The sequence below is a fragment of the Lacinutrix neustonica genome (assembly GCF_026625145.1).
In the GTDB taxonomy this organism is placed as follows: Bacteria; Bacteroidota; Bacteroidia; order Flavobacteriales; family Flavobacteriaceae; genus Lacinutrix; species Lacinutrix neustonica.
This window is the reverse complement of the sequence record NZ_CP113088.1, coordinates 1206693-1223772: the sequence shown is the minus strand read 5'-3', so window position 1 is coordinate 1223772 and position 17080 is coordinate 1206693. Positions and strand designations below refer to the sequence as shown.

General features: G+C 33.1%; 27 protein-coding genes and 1 pseudogene. 18 read left to right on the top strand and 10 right to left on the bottom strand.

Annotation, left to right across the window (positions count from 1 at the left end; genetic code table 11):
• Window positions 1–33 precede the first annotated feature (33 nt).
• From N7U66_RS06805 to N7U66_RS06765, 9 genes are all read left to right on the top strand, one after another.
• Window positions 34–549 carry an SIR2 family protein gene (locus tag N7U66_RS06805; protein WP_267677849.1) on the top strand — a complete coding sequence of 172 codons (516 nt, stop codon included), beginning with the start codon at window positions 34–36 and terminating at the stop codon, window positions 547–549.
• Entirely contained in the window at window positions 512–670 is a 159-nt protein-coding gene (locus tag N7U66_RS06800; protein WP_267677848.1) for a hypothetical protein, read from the top strand. Before N7U66_RS06805 ends, N7U66_RS06800 begins: the two co-directional genes overlap by 38 nt.
• Window positions 671–699: 29 nt before the next feature.
• Complete coding sequence (locus N7U66_RS06795; protein WP_267677847.1) at window positions 700–1098, top strand: hypothetical protein; 399 nt, start codon at window positions 700–702, stop codon at window positions 1096–1098.
• 15 nt (window positions 1099–1113) lie between these two features.
• Window positions 1114–1824 carry an ATP-binding protein gene (locus N7U66_RS06790; protein ID WP_267678488.1) on the top strand — a complete coding sequence of 237 codons (711 nt, stop codon included), beginning with the start codon at window positions 1114–1116 and terminating at the stop codon, window positions 1822–1824.
• A 37-nt stretch (window positions 1825–1861) separates the two neighbouring features.
• Window positions 1862–2482: an ATP-binding protein gene (locus N7U66_RS06785; protein ID WP_267677846.1), complete on the top strand. Its 621-nt coding sequence runs from the start codon at window positions 1862–1864 to the stop codon at window positions 2480–2482.
• Window positions 2483–2493: 11 nt separating this feature from the next.
• Window positions 2494–2700, top strand: coding sequence for a KTSC domain-containing protein (locus tag N7U66_RS06780; protein WP_267677845.1), 207 nt, complete (start codon window positions 2494–2496; stop codon window positions 2698–2700).
• A 2-nt stretch (window positions 2701–2702) separates the two neighbouring features.
• Window positions 2703–3728 carry a hypothetical protein gene (locus tag N7U66_RS06775; protein ID WP_267677844.1) on the top strand — a complete coding sequence of 342 codons (1026 nt, stop codon included), beginning with the start codon at window positions 2703–2705 and terminating at the stop codon, window positions 3726–3728.
• Window positions 3729–3739: 11 nt separating this feature from the next.
• Window positions 3740–4372: a TOTE conflict system archaeo-eukaryotic primase domain-containing protein gene (locus N7U66_RS06770; protein WP_267677843.1), complete on the top strand. Its 633-nt coding sequence runs from the start codon at window positions 3740–3742 to the stop codon at window positions 4370–4372.
• A gap of 441 nt (window positions 4373–4813) precedes the next feature.
• A complete protein-coding gene (locus N7U66_RS06765; RefSeq protein ID WP_267677842.1) occupies window positions 4814–6703 on the top strand; it encodes a DEAD/DEAH box helicase in 1890 nt (629 codons plus the stop codon).
• Between the two features lie 397 nt (window positions 6704–7100).
• On the opposite strand, the gene N7U66_RS06760 is transcribed toward N7U66_RS06765, so the two are convergent.
• Genes N7U66_RS06760 through N7U66_RS21500 form a run of 4 tightly spaced genes read right to left on the bottom strand, consistent with a single transcriptional unit; the run spans window position 7101 to window position 8624 of the window.
• A complete protein-coding gene (locus N7U66_RS06760) occupies window positions 7101–7247 on the bottom strand; it encodes a hypothetical protein (protein WP_267677841.1) in 147 nt (48 codons plus the stop codon).
• Between the two features lie 12 nt (window positions 7248–7259).
• Complete coding sequence (locus N7U66_RS21510) at window positions 7260–7379, bottom strand: aldehyde dehydrogenase family protein (protein WP_313791446.1); 120 nt, start codon at window positions 7377–7379, stop codon at window positions 7260–7262.
• Between the two features lie 7 nt (window positions 7380–7386).
• Window positions 7387–8196: an aldehyde dehydrogenase family protein gene (locus N7U66_RS21505; RefSeq protein ID WP_313791445.1), complete on the bottom strand. Its 810-nt coding sequence runs from the start codon at window positions 8194–8196 to the stop codon at window positions 7387–7389.
• Window positions 8184–8624: an aldehyde dehydrogenase family protein gene (locus N7U66_RS21500; RefSeq protein ID WP_313791444.1), complete on the bottom strand. Its 441-nt coding sequence runs from the start codon at window positions 8622–8624 to the stop codon at window positions 8184–8186. The genes N7U66_RS21505 and N7U66_RS21500 overlap by 13 nt, the downstream gene beginning before the upstream one ends.
• Before the next feature lie 182 nt (window positions 8625–8806).
• Here N7U66_RS21500 and N7U66_RS06750 point away from each other — a divergent pair, with 182 nt between their 5' ends.
• From N7U66_RS06750 to N7U66_RS06720, 8 genes are all read left to right on the top strand, one after another.
• The gene (locus N7U66_RS06750; RefSeq protein WP_267677840.1) at window positions 8807–9172 is read left to right on the top strand and encodes a YtxH domain-containing protein; all 366 of its coding nucleotides are present in this window, start codon (window positions 8807–8809) and stop codon (window positions 9170–9172) included.
• A gap of 3 nt (window positions 9173–9175) precedes the next feature.
• Window positions 9176–9523: a phage holin family protein gene (locus N7U66_RS06745; RefSeq protein WP_267677839.1), complete on the top strand. Its 348-nt coding sequence runs from the start codon at window positions 9176–9178 to the stop codon at window positions 9521–9523.
• Window positions 9524–9724 carry a hypothetical protein gene (locus tag N7U66_RS06740; RefSeq protein ID WP_267677838.1) on the top strand — a complete coding sequence of 67 codons (201 nt, stop codon included), beginning with the start codon at window positions 9524–9526 and terminating at the stop codon, window positions 9722–9724.
• A 173-nt stretch (window positions 9725–9897) separates the two neighbouring features.
• A complete protein-coding gene (locus N7U66_RS06735; protein ID WP_267677837.1) occupies window positions 9898–10395 on the top strand; it encodes a hypothetical protein in 498 nt (165 codons plus the stop codon).
• Between the two features lie 166 nt (window positions 10396–10561).
• Window positions 10562–11002 (top strand): hemerythrin domain-containing protein, encoded by a 441-nt coding sequence (locus N7U66_RS06730; protein ID WP_267677836.1) that lies wholly within the window; start codon window positions 10562–10564, stop codon window positions 11000–11002.
• Between the two features lie 5 nt (window positions 11003–11007).
• Window positions 11008–11331, top strand: a complete 324-nt coding sequence (locus N7U66_RS21495; protein WP_313791443.1) for a hypothetical protein — start codon at window positions 11008–11010, stop codon at window positions 11329–11331.
• Window positions 11282–12124, top strand: coding sequence for a DNA topoisomerase IB (locus N7U66_RS06725; protein WP_313791442.1), 843 nt, complete (start codon window positions 11282–11284; stop codon window positions 12122–12124). The genes N7U66_RS21495 and N7U66_RS06725 overlap by 50 nt, the downstream gene beginning before the upstream one ends.
• 146 nt (window positions 12125–12270) lie before the next feature.
• On the top strand, window positions 12271–12723 hold the full coding sequence (locus tag N7U66_RS06720) for a ferritin-like domain-containing protein (RefSeq protein ID WP_267677835.1): 453 nt from the start codon (window positions 12271–12273) through the stop codon (window positions 12721–12723).
• A 90-nt stretch (window positions 12724–12813) separates the two neighbouring features.
• Here N7U66_RS06720 and N7U66_RS06715 read toward each other — a convergent pair whose 3' ends face one another.
• Window positions 12814–13464 carry a helix-turn-helix domain-containing protein gene (locus N7U66_RS06715; protein WP_267677834.1) on the bottom strand — a complete coding sequence of 217 codons (651 nt, stop codon included), beginning with the start codon at window positions 13462–13464 and terminating at the stop codon, window positions 12814–12816.
• Window positions 13465–13485: 21 nt separating this feature from the next.
• Window positions 13486–13851 (bottom strand): hypothetical protein, encoded by a 366-nt coding sequence (locus tag N7U66_RS06710; RefSeq protein WP_267677833.1) that lies wholly within the window; start codon window positions 13849–13851, stop codon window positions 13486–13488.
• A gap of 204 nt (window positions 13852–14055) precedes the next feature.
• On the opposite strand from N7U66_RS06710, the gene N7U66_RS06705 reads away from it, so the two are divergent.
• Window positions 14056–14757 (top strand): SOS response-associated peptidase family protein, encoded by a 702-nt coding sequence (locus tag N7U66_RS06705; RefSeq protein ID WP_267677832.1) that lies wholly within the window; start codon window positions 14056–14058, stop codon window positions 14755–14757.
• On the opposite strand, the gene N7U66_RS06700 is transcribed toward N7U66_RS06705, so the two are convergent.
• From N7U66_RS06700 to N7U66_RS06690, 4 genes and pseudogenes are all read right to left on the bottom strand, one after another.
• Complete coding sequence (locus tag N7U66_RS06700; RefSeq protein ID WP_267677831.1) at window positions 14750–15781, bottom strand: helix-turn-helix domain-containing protein; 1032 nt, start codon at window positions 15779–15781, stop codon at window positions 14750–14752. The genes N7U66_RS06705 and N7U66_RS06700 overlap by 8 nt on opposite strands.
• Window positions 15782–15992: 211 nt before the next feature.
• Window positions 15993–16061 (bottom strand): annotated as a pseudogene (locus N7U66_RS22480) (hypothetical protein); the annotation flags it as partial.
• Window positions 16046–16444, bottom strand: a complete 399-nt coding sequence (locus N7U66_RS22475) for a helix-turn-helix domain-containing protein (protein WP_390886644.1) — start codon at window positions 16442–16444, stop codon at window positions 16046–16048. The pseudogene N7U66_RS22480 and the gene N7U66_RS22475, both read right to left, overlap by 16 nt.
• A gap of 457 nt (window positions 16445–16901) precedes the next feature.
• Entirely contained in the window at window positions 16902–17024 is a 123-nt protein-coding gene (locus N7U66_RS06690) for a hypothetical protein (protein WP_267677829.1), read from the bottom strand.
• Window positions 17025–17080 lie beyond the last annotated feature (56 nt).

Sequence of the window (17080 nt, the reverse complement as noted above, 5' to 3'; positions counted from 1 at the left end):
TTGGATTAGAACATAAAGAAATCCCATATTACGATGGATTTTGTGGTAGCCTTAGAGCCTTTTTTAATCCGAGAATCAGTTGAAGATTTTTCATTTTTATCGAAGCAAACAAAACTTTGGAAAATACACGGTTCTTTAGGTTGGCATTTTGATAAGGATACAGAAAAGATATTGAGAGTTAGTCCAGACGACGATGATATTTTGATTTATCCTTCTACTCTAAAATATAAAGATTCAAAAAAGCAACCTTATGAAAGTTTGATGGACAGACTCTCTAATTTCTTAAAGCAAGATGATGCAATACTAATTACTTGTGGTTATTCTTGGGGAGACGAGCATATAAATTCACGTATTATTTCTGCATTGAAAACAAATACGACATCACACATTATAGGGCTGATATTTGACAAATATGATAAAATAGATGAGAAATCCAATGTTTCAAGGGTAGGTTTAGATAATCCTAAAGTTTCTATTTATGCTTCAAGCAATGCCGTTATTGGTTGTAGTTATGGCAAATGGGCACTTAAAACCCTTCCGAGATGCTGATGATGAAACAGATTTGTATTTCACTCTCGACAAAAAAGAAGATGATAAATGGACAGGTAAAGGAGAATTTATATTACCGAGACTTTGGCAAACTCGTTACATTTCTAAATTCTATGGTTAGCGATAACGAAATCAAAAAGCTCGGAGAAAATGTCAAAAAATAGAATAACAGAAATTGGTGAAATAGATAGCATTAGCGGGAATAGTATTTCTGTTAAACTGTTTGATAATATTAAATCCAATATGCCTATTATAGATGGAGTTGTTTATCGTGTAGGGCAAATAGGTTCGTTCGTGAGAATCCCTTTAGGCTATGCCAATCTTTACGGAATTGTGACTCAAATAGGTTCAGCTGCAATCCCTGAAAGTTTAAGAGAAGCCGTAGCTAAAGATTATGATATTTTGAAAAACACAAGATGGATAAACATAGTTTTAGCTGGAGAACAGGTTGGGAAAAAGTTCGAAAGAGGTGTAACACAATATCCAACTACTGGAGATAAAGTACACTTGGTAACAATCAATGACCTTGATGTTATCTATGGTGGTTAGGAAGAATCCAATTCAATTACTGTTGGAAATATTAGTGTATCGGAAAGTTTAGATGCTAAGATTGACTTAGATAAACTCATTTCAAGGCATTGTGCCATTGTAGGTTCAACAGGTAGTGGTAAATCAAATTCTGTTTCAGTATTGCTTCAATCCATAGCTAATAGGGAGTTTCCAAGTTCAAGAATTTTGGTAATTGACCCTCACGGTGAGTATAACGATGCCCTTTCAAAATATTCAAAAGTAATAGATGTAAATTCATTAGATGATGAAAGCAAATTGCAAATCCCTTTTTGGGCACTACCCTTTAATGAATTGATGAAAATATTCTCAGGAAATCTGACAGACCAAAATAGAGAATACATTCGAGAAAAAGTTGTTGAAGCAAAAATTAAAAGTGCGGAAGAAAACAAAATAGAAGTAACTAAGGAGTCTATTACCGCAGATTCACCCATACCATTTAGTCTAAAACGATTATGGTTTGAGTTAGATGATTTTGAAAGAAAAACATTTCAACAAGATAGAATAACAGTCACATCCAAAATCACTGAAGGAGATATTGAATCACTTAAATCAAGTGAATATCCGATTGCAGGATTAGGAAATAGTGCTCCATTTCTAAATCAAAAAGCTAAAGGATTATTAAGTTTTTTAGACAGTATGAGAAATAGGCTAAACGACAGCAGTTACAGTTTTCTATTCTCTCCTGGGAAGTTAACTCCGAGATAAAGATGGTAAAACAAAAGAAGATTTAGATGCTATGTTTTTGAAATGGCTTGGAAATGAATTGCCTATAACCATTTTAGATTTGTCAGGTATTCCAAGTGAAATTACATCTTCAATATCTGGCACACTTCTGAAAATTATTTATGATGGCTTATTTTGGGGTGTTAATACCAAAGTTGGTGGTAAAAACCAACCATTGTTAATTGTTTTAGAAGAAGCCCACAGTTATTTAAAAGCAGGTGAGCATTCAATATCTTCTCGAACAGTTCAAATGATTGCAAAAGAAGGGCGCAAATATGGGGTAGGACTATTGCTGGTAACTCAAAGACCATCAGAATTAGACGAAACTGTCTTAAGTCAATGTGGCACTATGATTGCGTTGCGCATGAACAACTCTAAAGATAGAGGTCATATACGTTCCGCTGTTCAAGATGAGTTGCAAAGTATGGTAGATTTATTACCAAGTTTGAGAACTGGTGAAGCCCTAATTTCAGGAGAAGCAGTTAAGATACCATCACGAGTGAAATTCTTTAAGATTGCAAATGCTCCTAAAAGTTCTGACCCTAAAGCATCTGAAAAATGGTTAGAAAAAATTGATGATCCACAAAAAGAATACAAACAATTATTAAAATCTTGGCGTAATAAAAATTATAAAATATGAGTTTACCACAAATGACACCAGTAAGTTCATCTAACATTGATAGTATCGGTTATGATGAACAAAATCAAGAAGTTTATGTAAGATTTCTTAATAACAGTCTTTATGTCTATAAAGGCGTTCCCGCACACGAATATCAAAATTTATTGGAAGCTCCTTCTCACGGTTCTTACCTAAACAGGAATTTCAAGAATGTTTATCCATACGAAAGAATTGAATAACAATGCTTAAAATAAACCAACAGCTCAAACGCATTGAAATCAAAGAATTTGAAATCGAAAATCAAATCGTTTTCAATTACTTCGACAATCTTCCTGCAAGCGAAAGAGATGAAAAATTGCTAAGAGCCATTTACATTGGTGTATTGGCTTTAATGGAAGACCGTATTTCATCTTTTCTTTCAAAAACATCTAATGAGTTGGGAACAGAACTCGAGAGTTTAAAGATGATTTTTGAGATGAAAAAAGAACTTTTCTATAAATCAACAATCAAAGGAACATTAGCAGAGGATGAAGTCGCAGAATTCTTAAATCAATATTTTCTAGATAAGCGATTAAAAGACCGTGCATTTTTAACTGGCAATACAGCGGGTAATTTACCTAGAAATAAAACGGGCGATATTATCTGTGAAGTCAACGGAACACCCGATTTAAAAATAGCTATTGAATGTAAATTTGATAAAAGCGTTCGTTTAGGAGACATTGAAAGCAAAGACATTTTTACTCGTAAATCCGATACGGCTTGGAGTCAATTAATAGAAACACAAGCCAACAGAGACAGCAAAGTGAGTTTGATCGTCTTTGATATTTCTTTAGTTGAAAACTCCGTTTTAAAGAACTTTGAAAATGTAGGTTACATTGCAGGAGTTGGTTTTGTTGCCATTATCAATTCACAAAAGGGAGATTACAGCAATTTAGCCATTGCCTATATGTTGGCTCGTGATATAGCTTTAAATGCGAAGGAAGTCGAACTTGATAAAGATATTTTGGCAATGATGGTAAACCGCATTATCAAAGACATCAATGAAGTCTTGACCATCAAATCTTTGGTTCAAAACAATATTGACAATAACAAAGCGATTTTAAAGCAATTGGAAAAATCCATCCTTTTAATGGAGTTCAACCAAGAATATTTGAAACGCTTTTTAAGTCAAGGAACATTAACTAAAAAAGACTTGCTCGACTTTTATTCAGGAGAAGATGTAAAGGATAAATACCGATTAATTGAAAAGGAAATTAATGAACTATAAACTTCCTTTCAATGAATGTTTCCACTTCTTCTCAAATTGCAACCTTCCGCTCCCTTTTCAAAGGTCGTGAAGATGTGTTTGCGGTTCGGTGGGAGAAAGGAAAGAAGTCGGGCTATATGCCAGCCTATTTTTATGACCCATATCGTTTAAGGGCACATAAAATGAATGGAGGTACATTTCAGAATTTCACAGAAAAGTCTTATTCAAAACTTACAGATGGACAAATTCAAAAGCATTTGGAGGGTTTTCATCATATAGGAGTTTATCCCTTATTACAAGACAATACCACTTGGTTTTTAGTAGCAGATTTTGATAAAGCCAATTGGCAAGAGGAAACCGTTACATTTCTGAATGCTTGCAAAGCAAAAGAAATCCCGGCCTACTTGGAGCGTTCACGTTCAGGAAATGGTGGACACGTTTGGATATTTTTTGATAAACCATATTCCGCCATAAGAAGTCGCAAAATATTCATTTCAATTTTAGAACAATCGGGAGCGTTTTCAATATTTGATAAAAGCTCCAGTTTTGATAGATTGTTTCCCAATCAGGATTTTCTTTCAGGCAAAGGCTTTGGAAACTTGATTGCATTGCCACTTTTTAAGCCAACTTTTGAAAAGGGAAATAACTCCTTTATTGACCCGTAAACATTTGAACCATTCACAGACCAATGGGATTTCCTGAAAAATATTCAAAAAGTTTCCATAGATTTTTTAGACGAGCTATGCAAAATAGTATCGCCTAATGTTCCGATAATAACTCCGCAACCAACAAATGGAAAACTTAGCATTTCTTTAAACAATACGATACGAATCAGCAGAAATGGATTAACGTCAACGCTTACTCATTTTCTGAAAGAAGAATTAAATTTTGCAAACTCTGAATTTTTCATCAAAAAGAAATCAGGAAGAAATACATTTGAAACAGCTCGTTATTTTAAACTGATTGAGGAATCAGAAAGTGAAATTTTCATTCCTCGTGGATTTATCGGAAGACTACTGCGGTTTTGCAAGGAATCACAAATCGAATTTGAGTTTGTTGATGAAAGAAAGCTAAGACCAACTATTCCTTTTGCGTTTAATGCTGCTTTGCGAAATCATCAACTAGGTGTAATTGAAACGGTTTCTAAAAAGGATTATGGAGTAATAGTTGCACCACCAGGTTCAGGAAAAACAGTTATTGGATTAAAAGTAATTGCGGATAAGGCACAACCTACACTTATTATTGTTCACCGAAAACAGTTATTGGAGCAATGGATAGAACGGATTGAAGCATTTTTGGGTATTCCCAAAAAAGATATTGGCGTTATCGGTAAAGGGAAGTCTAAAATCGGTAAACAAATTACCGTGGCAACGATTCAAAGTTTGCCAAAACAAATAGAGTCTGTTCAAAATCAATTTGGAACTATCATAGTGGATGAATGTCACCACGTTCCTGCCGAAACTTTTAGAAATACGATTGAAAAAATACAAGTATATTATCTGTATGGATTAACTGCTACCCCTTTCCGAAAATACAGTGATGGCAAAATGATTTTCACCCATTTGGGAAAAATCATTGCCAATATTCAACCCACTGAAATTGAAAATTATAAACAGGCAAAAATCATCCTTCGCAGCACGAAATTAGATGTTCCCTACAACTCTAAAACTGATAATTTTGAAGCTTTGTCAAAAATATTAATTCACGATACTGCCCGAGGCAAACTGATATTAGAAGATGTAAAAACAGAACTGAATCAAGGTAAAAAGGCTGTTATCATCACCGAACGAAAAGAGCATATTGATACGCTGTATTTGTTTTTAAAACATTCGTATGAATCCGTTACACTTAGTGGAGAAGACTCAGAAACTTCTAAAAAAGCCAAATGGAAAACACTACAAGAAGGGAACTTTCAGGTTTTAATTACAACAGGACAATATTTTGGCGAAGGAACAGATTTGCAAAATATTAGCTGTTTGTTTTTGGTCTATCCTTTTTCTTTTGAAGGCAAACTAATCCAATATATCGGCAGGGTGCAACGCTCGGAAATAAACCCGACCATTTATGATTATCGAGATTACAAGATTGATTATCTCAACAAACTTTTCTTAAAGCGAAATACTTATTATCGAAAAATTGACAAGCAAGCAACTTTGTTTGATGAACCAAAGGACGAAATCACAACTTCAAATCACGTTATAACCATAGAAAAGAAAATCAAGGTTCCAATTGAGGAATTGGAGTTTCATTACGGAAGTGTAGCGTTCAAATATTCAGTTGTAGAGATGAATACCGAACTTCAATTTCAGGTTGAAAACAACGAAATTAGACCAGAATTTGAGGTGCTTAAACCCTATTTCATCAAAACTCTAAAGTCAAAAAGTGTTGCTGTAGAATTGTTTGCTGAATTTGAAAACGGGAAATTGGTTTCTCAATTGGCACTATCAACTGATATTGACCGCATCAATAAAGAAGTGGTTGAGGGCGTGAAATTTCAGTTTCTAAATAAAGGATTGCTCAAACAATTGAGTCTCAAAAATCAAAACATTCTGACTTCTGATGAATTACAAGAGCAGGATAAAATGTATTCAAACGCAGAAGAGTTGTTGAAAGAAATTCTGAAAAATAAGCAATACAAACATTCAGAACACATTCAATATTTAGCAGAAAGACATGAAAGGTCAATAATGAAAATTCGTTTTGTCCTCAATCCATTTTCATTCGTATTTCTGCTTGCAGGAGAGCAAAGTTATTTTGTTGTTTTGGAAACCTTGGATACAGAAGAAGCGACTTACATTTGGCATACCCTTAAAAATAAATCGTCATTAATTGAGGAAGTAAAACAAATTGACAGCCAACTAAGTATTATTAGAGAAAAAGGAAGACAGACATTTTTAGAAAATAGCCCTGAAAACTTTGTTAGAATTATACACGACTATTCAGATAACAAAAAAGGATTTATAATTTGGAAATCTGCATTAGAAGAGATAATTTAGTATAGTATACGGTGGTTTATATATCACACAATGAGTGCTATTTTTGCACACCAGTCTCGTTCTTAAAAGTTAACATTCAATATTTTTCATACCTTTATGATATCAAAAGAGAGCAAATTATATCTCAAAAGTTCTTTTCTTGGTTTTAGTGTGCAATTAGGTGTGCATAATTTAAAATAGTGAAATAAAATACTGAATAACAGTTGTTTAAAAATAAATGGGTGAGCCTGCCACCCCGACTAAAGAGCTTCAGTTTTTAACTGGAGCTTTTTTTATGAGGTTGTGAGACTTTTTTTTTCTCATTGTTTTAGCAAGATGTTACTATCAGCTTTTAAAATTTTGTATAAAATAAAAGCCTCTGCTACAGAGACTTTTATTTTATGGGTTTATGGCGTTCTTAAAACCATTTAAATACAAACCCTGAAATCACTACTGCAGCAACCAAAAGGATGAGTGCTACAATAACAAAGGTAGAAACGCTTTTTGTAGTTTTATCTTTCTGTAAAATATAGTCTCTAGTTTTTTCATCTTCTTCTTTTATCATAATATATTGGTTTTATTTATTAATGTATACTGTTTTTATATTTACAAATTCATGAATACCTTCTTGAGACAACTCTCTACCGTATCCTGAAGCTTTGGTACCGCCAAAAGGTAGCCTAGGATCAGACTTCACTAGTTCGTTAATAAAGAATGCGCCATCTCGGAATATCTATAATCCGTTTTTTAGCAGCTCTAATATTTTTAGTAAAAACCATGGTTCCTAATCCAAATCTACTGTTTGTGGCTAATGCGAACGCGTGGTCTGCATTCTTTGCTTTTATTACCGGGGCAACAGGTCCAAAAGTTTCTTCTTTAAAAACGGCCATGTGCTCCGTGACTTCAGTCAAGATGGTGGGTTCAAAAAACGCCTCTTTTCTTTGGTTGCCTATTAGTACTTTAGCGCCTTTTTTTATAGAAGCATCAACTTGTTTTTGTAAGTCTTCAGCTAAGTCCGGTCTAGCGAGTGTAGAGGTGGTAGTAGTCTCATTTAAAGGATTGTCAAAATGCAAGGCTTCAACTTTGGATTTAAATTGTTTTAAAAAGGTATCGTAAATACCTTCCGTCACAATAAAGCGTTTTGCAGCAATACAACTTTGGCCTGTATTTTGAAAGCGTGCATTTACTATGGTATCCATATGTTTCTCTAAATCGGCATCATCCAAAATAATGCAAGCATTGTTGCCACCCAGTTCTAAAACAGATTTCTTTAAAACTTTGCTGGCAGATGAGGCGATACTAATGCCTGCTTTCTCACTGCCTGTTAAGGATACGGCTTGTACAGTATCATTAGCTATAATAGCTTCTATGCTATTGTGATTGGCTAGTAGTGTTTGGAAACAACCAATAGGATAGCCAGCCTGTTCAAAGGCTTCTTGTATGGCTAATGCGCATCCAGTAACATTGGATGCGTGTTTTAATAATCCGGTGTTGCCAGCTGTTAATGTGGGCACAGCAAAACGAAATACTTGCGGAAGGGATAATTCCAAGGCATGATGGCCAGTACGGGACCTAAGGGGTCATAGCTTATAAAAGTTTCATACGCCCCTGTTTCAATAAGTCTATCTGATAGAAAACGTTCGGCGTTTGCCTCGTAAAAATCACAAAGTTTGATACACTTTTTAATTTCAGCTCGACTTTGAGTAATGGGCTTTCCCATTTCTTCTGTCATGAGTTTACTGTACCTTTCTATATTGTTGTTTAAAACATCTCCTAGGTTTCTTAATAATTTGGTTCGTTTTTTAAGACTTACATGTTTCCAATCATTGAAAACTGTTTCTGAAACTTCTAATATGGAATCTATCTTATCTTCAGAATGCATTAAATATTTTTCTAATAGAGCACCGTTGTATGGGTTTTTTGTTGTTATGGAATTATTCATGATTTTTATGTTATGCTGATAAATTTCCATAATTTTTCTTAAAATCAATGTATATATTATTGAATTAACAAAGATTTAATAATTCATTTTAGAGATTTTTGAAGACAAATCTTATCTTTGTAAGACAAATGTAAGTTAGCAAACTTATATAAAAGTAATGTTTAATATTAAAAAATAAATTTATGAGCAATAACAGCACAACCGCATTAGGATTATTATTAGGAACAGCCATTGGGGCAACTCTCGGAATCTTGTTTGCACCTGATAAAGGAGTCAATACGAGAAAGAAATTAACAGAAGAGGCTAATTATGTAAAAGACAGAGTAGCCACAGGAGCTATTGATTTAAAGGATCAAGTCATGAGTTCAGTAGCTTCCGGAAAAGTAACACTGGAAAGTCAGTTAGAAAATTTAGCGAACAACGCAAGTTATAAAGCCGACGATGTTATTTCTTCTTTAGAAGATAAATTGGCAGATTTAAAAGCTAAAAACAAAAAATATCAAAAATCAGACTTAAGTAAATCAGATTTAAGTAATACAACAGTATAATATATGTCTATATTCAATTCTTTGAATGAAACATCAAGTCATGCTGTAGATACTGGTGAGAAGCTATTTAAAAAATCTTACGAGTATTATAGGCTTAAAATCTTTCAACAAGTCTCTGTTTCCATTAGTATGGTTCTGAAAGCGATATTAATTGGAGGATTGGCTTTAATTGGTCTATTTTTCATGGCAATAGCATTGGCTTTTTTAATAGGCGCATTAATAGCCAACTACGCTGCAGGCTTTGTTATTGTAGGAGGATTGTTTGTTTTGTTGTCTGTGATACTTTATTTAACACGGAATATGATTAATAAGAGCGTCGTTCAGAAATTATCTAAAACTTTTTTTAAATAAATGAAGCAATATTCGAATTTTAATGAAATAGATATGGATTTGAAACGTCTTAATCTGGAACGTCAAATAGCTCCGGAAGAAATGAAAGGCATTAAGGGAGAGTTTCAAGAAAGTTTACGTCCAGCACAATGGATTCAATCAGGTCTTAAATTTGCCAGTAAATTTGGATTGATGTTATTGGTGAAGAAACTTATTCGATAACTTTTAAAATACTTTCTAAAAGTCAAAAAAAGAAAAATCAGCATATTGCTGATTTTTTTTTTTGTTTGTTGTCTTTTATTTAAGCTAATATCTATATTAATTGAGCACCAACCTCCTGTTTTTCCTATGTATTTTTACATGAATAAATTTAATTAAATAAACCAATTTAAATTATGAAAAATTTAGTGATGAGTGCCATATTATTATTGGCATTGGCAACAACAAGTTGTAAAATAGATCAAAATAGAGAAGCAGAACTTCCGGAAGTCGATGTAGATGTCGATACCAAGGCGGGACAATTACCATCTTATGACGTGGATTGGGCAGATGTAAATGTGGGAACAAGAACAACAATGGTAAAAGTGCCTAAGGTGGTTATTGTTATGGAAGAGGAAGAGGTAGAAGTACCTTATGTTGATGTTGACATGCCAGATGATATGGGGGATAAAATGGAACAAACCCTTATGGTCGAAGCAGAAGTGACTGAAATGGAGCATAAAATGGATATCAAAGAGATTAGAGCCACTGGTTCAACCTTATACGTTATTTCTGAGCTCAAAGCTACCGATACTAAGATTGGGGATAAAAACATGAGAGTTTCAGACCAGGTGACACTTAACGCACCGGAGTTGGATGTGAGATATTACATCGTTGGAGATAAACCGAGATAGAGTGTACAATAAGAGAAATAGATATTTTACTAATATGAATGATGCCTTAGCAAATATACAAGATGCTAAAGTAATTTATAAAGATTAATTCTATTTTTATAACCTAATAAAAAGCCTTAACCATTAAGTTGTTAAGGCTTTTTTTAATCCTAAATATTATATAGCAATGAATATATTTGAAGCATTACGAGTAGATCACGACATCCAACGCGCCTTATTAGATCAATTAGTTGAAACCTCCGGAGATACAAAACACAGAGACCATGTTTTTCAGGCTATTAAACACGAATTAAACATTCATGCAGATGCTGAAGAGCGTTTTTTTTACGTACCACTTATCAATGACGACTTAACTCAAGAAAAATCAAGACATAGCATAGCAGAGCATCATGAAATTGATGAAATTATTGAGAAATTAGAAGAAACAGAATATGACTCCTCTGCATGGTTAAAATTTGCCAAACAGCTAAAAGAAAAAGTAGAACATCATCTAGACGAAGAGGAACATGAAGTGTTTCAGTTGGCTGGCAAAGCATTAAAAGAAAAAGAAAAGACTGCTCTAGCTAAAGATTATAAAAATTATATTGAGGAGCAGCGTAATCTGTAAGTGTTATGAAGGTAAAATTGACTAAGGAAGAACAATTTTTAAGACAGCTCCGGTATGAACCAGAAATAGCTATAGAAAAATTGAACTTAGTTTATGCAAATGATACGCTTCTCAAAATAAAAAGAAAAAAACAGAAAGAAGACTTTTTATACACTTACGATGGCGATATTATTAAAGATGAAGCGCTCATTAATCGCATTCTCAGTTTAGTAATTCCTCCCGCTTGGGAAAATGTAAATATTTCTTATTTAGAGAACACACACTTACAAGCCACGGGCCGTGATAATAAATCCGAGAAAGCAATACCGCTACCATCCTGTTTGGAATAAAATTAGAAATCAAACCAAATTTTACAGAATGCGTTTTTTTGGTAAGTTTTTGCCTTTAATACGAGAACAGCTAGATAGGGATCTGCAACAAAAGGGTTGGTCCAAGAATAAAACATTAGCACTGGTGATTAAATTAATGGAAGAGACTCATATTCGAATTGGTAACGAACAATATGCGAAACGCAATAAAACCTATGGTTTATCGACATTAAGAACCAGGCATGTTCATATTGAAAAAGATAAAATAAAATTTGAGTTTACTGGCAAAAAAGGTAAAAAGCACACTATTGGCGTTCGTAACAAAGCGTTACGTCACCTCGTGAATAAATGTCTTGAAATACCTGGTTGGGAATTGTTTCAGTATTTTGATGAAAAGGGTGATAAACAAGGTATCGATAGCGCTATGGTAAACGATTATTTGTATGCTGTTTGCAATGAGCATTTTACAGCAAAGGATTTTAGAACATGGGCAGCTTCAGTGGTCTTTCCGGATACATTATATGATTTAAAACCAACAGAAGACGAGAAACAGAAAGATAAAAACATACTACAATGTTATGATGCTGCGGCAAAAGCATTGGGTAATACAAGAAATGTATGTAGAAAATATTATGTGCATCCAGTACTTTCTAAAAGTTATAAAAATGGCTCCATTGACAAGGCTTTTCAAATCATTAATCGCTCTGAAAATCCAGAGCAGAATTTTTCAAATACAGAGCACGCTTTGTTGTTCCTGTTAGAACAATTTAAACCAGATTTTGTAAAGAAATCCGGCGCTAAGGTCTCCCTTTAAATCTTAAAATCATTAACACTTTTTTGAGATATAAATTCGTTTTTTTGAGCAAAGTAAGTTTTGGTTTTAAATGTAAATTAGTGTTATAGATGTTAATGAGTATACATCTTAAAAAAAAGTTATATAATTATAAATCAAAAAAAATTATGAGCACTTACACAGAAGAAGTTGGAAAAAAGCTTAACGAATTATTGGAAAGAACATACGATGCCGAAAAAGGATATAAGAAAGCGGCAGAGAATGTGGACCACGCCGGTTTAAAAAGATATTTTACCAAACAAGCACAATTACGCTATGACTTTGGGCACGAGTTAAAAGACGAAATAAAATCCTTTGGACAAGAGGTAGATAAAGGTGGAAGTTTCACAGGCTCAGCTCACAGAGCATGGATGGATGTGAAAGCATTTTTCTCTACTGAAAATGAAGAAAGCATGTTGGAAGAGTCTATAAGAGGCGAAAAAGCCGCTATCGATGATTATAAAGAAGTCTTAGAAGATGCGAGTCTGCCGATGTCAACTAAAAATGTATTAGTAAAACAAAAAGATAAAATCGAAACCAGTTTGTCTAGAATAAAAAGGTTAGAAGATTTAGTAGATTAATTATCATTTTCATTGGTTGATTGATAATTAATGCTAATTAAAAAGGATGCTGTTTAGGCATCCTTTTTTCATTATTAATGTAGCTACGTTTTAAGCTATTTCTTTGTTTCGTATGAGTTTTCTATAACGTTTAGGACTGCAGTTGTATTTTTTCTTGAATATTTTACAAAAATAACTCCTACTGGTTAATCCTATGGTATACACAATTTCAGAGATATTTAAATCGGTTTCATTAAGTAGTTTTTCTGCCTTGTCAATGCGAACATTACGTATAAAATCGGCTACCGTAGTATCATGCATTTCTTTAAAACCCTCTTGTAATTTAGCAGGTGACATATAAATTTTGGCACACAAACTGCTTATGGAGTGCTGAATTTCCGGACTCTCTATAATATAGTCTGTAAGCTGTATAATTTTGTTTAATTCCGTCTTGTTTAAAGTGGCAGTTGGTCTTTCTTGGTGTATTTCTTTATAGAACTGTTCAATATGCAAAGCGAGCATTAATAAGTGCTGACTTTCAAAACGTATTAAATCTGTAATGGTATTAGTCAGAATAGCGTCCTTAGAAATCCGTAATTGCTCGGCTACTTTCAGGTTGTAAGTGCATTGGTAAATGTACGATTTAAAGCTGTCAAAGGATTTAAACAGTTCTTGAAGTTTGATGGTGTTCTTGTTATCCTGGGTGGTTATTAAATGTTTTAAAGTACAAAGCTGTGTCGACGCTAATAATATTAATGGCAAAAGAGACGTCTTTTTTTATGTTTATTTTGTTTTCTGAATTATGATCACATGATAATACGCCGATTTAAGTTCTTCAATTTTTTGATATTTGTCGTCGTGATTGGATTTAAAATGTGCCGTACCTTCTAAACAATATATAAAATGAAACAGATGGGCGTCAGGTGTTCCCAATCTAAAACGAAGATCCTTAGTAAGAAGGACCTCAATATCTAGAACAGAAATTCCTCTGCTCAATTGGGCACACGTAATCTTTCCGCAGCCAAAATCAGAATTGAAGACCAATTTAAAGAGGCCGTAATCTTCTGATATTTCACCGCCGACGACATTGTGAAAATTTATAAGTTGTTGGGGTGGGGCAATGCACTGGGTTTTAGAGGGATTTTCCATGGTTTTTTTCTTTTAAGTAAAAATACATTGATTGCTTGTATAAAGTTAGCTTTTTTGCGCTTAACTATACCACTTATGAGATCCTTTTTGAGAACTTTGTATTTTGTCGTAATAAATTAACAGTTTAACAGTGAATGGGTTATTAATAAACGTTATTTTAATATTATTATTGGTTGATTTTCACGTAATTGCAATGTGTAAATTATGTACTATAAACTTTCAAATACGGCCGAATTAGATAGGGTAGAAAATGAATTGAACCTTCATTTTAAACATCCAAAAATCTACGAAACTGAGAAAATTATTAATGGTTTTAAAGAAAATACCGTTAGTATAATTACCTCAGAGAACCCTCATATTATTGATTATGGCATTTGGGGCATTCTACCCATGCCTTTTAATGATGACTGGGAAGCTTTCCAGCAAGTAAGTAATACGCTTAATATTAATAGAGCAGATTTGCAGACAAACAAATGGTACAAGGATGCCTTTTTAAATAGGCGGTGTCTTATCATTATTACTGGCTTTTTCACCTCTTTCATTAAAGATGGTTCAGTCTATCCTTATTTGGTTTATTCCCCCTTAAAATCTACTATTACTTTAGGAGGTATTTATAATATATTAGAAGATGGTTTTATAACCTGTTCTCCCATACTTTCAAGAGCAAACAGTTTTATTCGTAGCATTCATAATATCAATTCAAAAATGCCATTAATCATTAATGAAGCGCAACGAGAGGAATGGCTAGACACTAATAAAAAACAAGACTTAGATTATTTTGCTTATTGTTCGCAACAAACAGAATTAAAAGGGCACCCGATAGCTAAAGAGTTCTATAAAAATGATATCATTTATAATTCCATTCCGGAACCAGTAAATTATGAAGATTTGCCTCTATTTAATTAGCCTTGTTTTTAACCTTATCTTTATACTCTTTAGGCAATATACCATAGCCTTCGTAAAATACCTTTGAAAAATAGCTTCTACTTTTATAGCCTATCTTATATACAATTTCTGAAACGGACAAATCAGTATTTTTAATGTAGTCTCCGGCTAATTCTAAACGAATTTGCCTCATGTATTCATTAATAGACTTATTATATAGTAATCTGAAACCAATTTGTAACTTTTTAGGGCTCATGCCTGCCTGTTTAGAAAGGTGCTCAATATTGGTGGTCTCAGAGATGTTGTCTAGAATATAGTCACACAATTTATGTATTTTTTTGATGTCTTCTTTTGAAAGGGAATCTGGTAATAGCGGCTTATTTTCATGTTTTGTGTGTTCTAAGAGTTGTAGCGCCAATATAAGATTTAACTGTCCTTCGATGGTAAGCGATTTTACTAATCCTTTTTCATCTGTTGCATTTAGCTCCTTTACATGATCTGCAATTTTAATGTTGTAATTACCAATGTGTTGGAAGACTTCATCATTATGACCTCCTCTAAATATTGATAGTATGGAGTTCTGAAGGCTGTCAAGTCGTTTCGAGTTATTCTTACCTTTTTGAAACTCCTTTTTTATAAGCTCAATAATATTAACTTTGATGTCAATATTACGCGGAAAATAAAAAGTGTTTTTTGCATTTGATTTATTAGAAATAATAACATTTTGATAACGTTCCAATAGCACAGGATTTTCTTCGCTATCAGGGGTGAATTTTAAATTCCCTTCTGAAACAAATATAAATTCAATAGGGCTTTCTTTCGCCACTCTTAAAACAATTTTTATATCCTCATTAAAATTCACATTGTAATCTAACAACGATACGCCTAAGTCAAAACTAATACTGCGAATCGTTCCTTTCCCAAGACTATTATTGAAAGTTAAGATGCTTTCTCCAAAACTCTCTGTAATTTCTCCTTGAATGTAAGCGTTTAGTTCCTTTAAAATGAGAGTGTTTTTAGTACTCTCAATGTTTATTATTTTCATAGATAAAACTTCCTTTTCATTAAAAATGACATTGGTTGGTTGGTAAGTTTTGGAATGCAAATAAATAAATAAAGGGCTATATAGATTAACATTTCTGAAACGAAGAATAACACTTTTGGGCGCTTTTTTTTGAAACTAAACTTGGTTTTTAGTAATTAAAAAACTTCTAAAGCGTTATTCTCGAAGGAATTATTATTGTTAACTATGTAAATTATGCCGACTTTTCTTTTTTGACTCTTGATTGACCGATATACTGCTTAGGGGTTAATCCGTAGCGTTCTTTAAATAGTTTTGAGAAATAGCTTCGGAGTTAATACCAATTTTATAAGTGATTTCCGTAATGTTTAAATCAGAATTTTCCAATAATACTTTTGCACGCTCTATTTTATGGTCTCTCATGTATTCGTTTACAGAAGTAGAAAAGAGTTGCTTGAAACCAGCTTGAAGTGTATTCCGGTTCAAACCAACACGTTTTGCAAGTGCGTTAACACTTATTCTGATGTCAAGTTCTTTTTTTATAATATCTACTGCCGCTTCAATTTTAGTGATTGTGGATTTTCTTAGCAGTTTAAGATCATCCGGTTCATTACGCTTTTCAGTAAACTGTTGCAAAAATAAAGTCAAAATTTCATACGTTTTACCTTCTAAAAATACGGATTGCATGAAGTCCGAGAGATCACATGATTTTATTTCCTCGATTAATTCTGAAATTTCTAAAGTATAAAAGCTTTTATAATAAAATTTATTAATACCGTTAAGATCCCTAAAGAGTGTTTCCAAGTCCACACTCATATCACCTATAAACTGCTCTAATTTTTCTTCAAACACTTTTCTGTTAATGTGTATACAGAGAAAAGTTGTGGGTTTATCTTTTGTAAATTTTAATGTCTGAGACTCGCTCGTCGCAGGTGAGAACATTAAGCTTTCTAATCTAGTTAACCTGTGTTCTATATCACTACCAAGGAGTGTTATAGGGGCGTTTAGATTGAACAATAATTTCAAGGGGTTTATTTTTTCTTTTGTGAATTCAATGCAGAGATCTTTCTTGAGTAAGCAATCAGCGATTATAATACCAACACCAAAGTCAAACGTAATAGATTTAAAATACCCATCACCATAGTCATCTCGGAAAATCAAAGCACGTTTGGTTGTTGTCAATATCGTGATCGGCTTTTAGTTCTGCCGCTAACGATAAAACAATGTTTTTAACTTCATCATGTATAACACTAATCTTTTTGGTCATGTCGGGTTTTTTGAAAAAAAATATATTAAAGATACATTATAATTTATAATTTTCTT

Coding starts and splice junctions, on each gene's coding strand:
- N7U66_RS06805 (WP_267677849.1), top strand. CDS start 34: ATGGATTTTGTGGTAGCCTTAGAGCCTTTTTTAATCCGAGAATCAGTT.
- N7U66_RS06800 (WP_267677848.1), top strand. CDS start 512: ATGGCAAATGGGCACTTAAAACCCTTCCGAGATGCTGATGATGAAACA.
- N7U66_RS06795 (WP_267677847.1), top strand. CDS start 700: ATGTCAAAAAATAGAATAACAGAAATTGGTGAAATAGATAGCATTAGC.
- N7U66_RS06780 (WP_267677845.1), top strand. CDS start 2,494: ATGACACCAGTAAGTTCATCTAACATTGATAGTATCGGTTATGATGAA.
- N7U66_RS06775 (WP_267677844.1), top strand. CDS start 2,703: ATGCTTAAAATAAACCAACAGCTCAAACGCATTGAAATCAAAGAATTT.
- N7U66_RS06770 (WP_267677843.1), top strand. CDS start 3,740: ATGAATGTTTCCACTTCTTCTCAAATTGCAACCTTCCGCTCCCTTTTC.
- N7U66_RS06760 (WP_267677841.1), bottom strand. CDS start 7,247: ATGATAAAAGAAGAAGATGAAAAAACTAGAGACTATATTTTACAGAAA.
- N7U66_RS21500 (WP_313791444.1), bottom strand. CDS start 8,624: ATGAATAATTCCATAACAACAAAAAACCCATACAACGGTGCTCTATTA.
- N7U66_RS06750 (WP_267677840.1), top strand. CDS start 8,807: ATGAGCAATAACAGCACAACCGCATTAGGATTATTATTAGGAACAGCC.
- N7U66_RS06745 (WP_267677839.1), top strand. CDS start 9,176: ATGTCTATATTCAATTCTTTGAATGAAACATCAAGTCATGCTGTAGAT.
- N7U66_RS06740 (WP_267677838.1), top strand. CDS start 9,524: ATGAAGCAATATTCGAATTTTAATGAAATAGATATGGATTTGAAACGT.
- N7U66_RS06735 (WP_267677837.1), top strand. CDS start 9,898: ATGAAAAATTTAGTGATGAGTGCCATATTATTATTGGCATTGGCAACA.
- N7U66_RS06730 (WP_267677836.1), top strand. CDS start 10,562: ATGAATATATTTGAAGCATTACGAGTAGATCACGACATCCAACGCGCC.
- N7U66_RS21495 (WP_313791443.1), top strand. CDS start 11,008: ATGAAGGTAAAATTGACTAAGGAAGAACAATTTTTAAGACAGCTCCGG.
- N7U66_RS06720 (WP_267677835.1), top strand. CDS start 12,271: ATGAGCACTTACACAGAAGAAGTTGGAAAAAAGCTTAACGAATTATTG.
- N7U66_RS06710 (WP_267677833.1), bottom strand. CDS start 13,851: ATGGAAAATCCCTCTAAAACCCAGTGCATTGCCCCACCCCAACAACTT.
- N7U66_RS06705 (WP_267677832.1), top strand. CDS start 14,056: ATGTACTATAAACTTTCAAATACGGCCGAATTAGATAGGGTAGAAAAT.
- N7U66_RS06700 (WP_267677831.1), bottom strand. CDS start 15,781: ATGAAAATAATAAACATTGAGAGTACTAAAAACACTCTCATTTTAAAG.
- N7U66_RS22475 (WP_390886644.1), bottom strand. CDS start 16,444: ATGCAATCCGTATTTTTAGAAGGTAAAACGTATGAAATTTTGACTTTA.
- N7U66_RS06690 (WP_267677829.1), bottom strand. CDS start 17,024: ATGACCAAAAAGATTAGTGTTATACATGATGAAGTTAAAAACATTGTT.